We start from the raw sequence: 281 nt of genomic DNA, 5'->3' as shown, positions 1-281 counted from the left end.
AGCAGCCGCGGTAAAACGTAGGTCACAAGCGTTGTCCGGAATTACTGGGTGTAAAGGGAGCGCAGGCGGGAAGACAAGTTGGAAGTGAAATCTATGGGCTCAACCCATAAACTGCTTTCAAAACTGTTTTTCTTGAGTAGTGCAGAGGTAGGCGGAATTCCCGGTGTAGCGGTGGAATGCGTAGATATCGGGAGGAACACCAGTGGCGAAGGCGGCCTACTGGGCACCAACTGACGCTGAGGCTCGAAAGTGTGGGTAGCAAACAGGATTAGATACCCTGG

The 281-nt window shown here is 52.7% G+C and carries 1 rRNA gene; it reads left to right on the top strand.

The features are described 5' to 3' along the window. Window positions 1-281, top strand: a 16S ribosomal RNA gene (locus FVP33_RS19000); the annotation flags it as partial.

This window comes from Lacisediminihabitans profunda, assembly GCF_008040105.1.
Classification (GTDB): domain Bacteria; phylum Actinomycetota; class Actinomycetes; order Actinomycetales; family Microbacteriaceae; genus Lacisediminihabitans; species Lacisediminihabitans profunda.
Note: the sequence above shows the minus strand (reverse complement) of the source record. Positions and strands in the feature narration are given on the sequence as shown.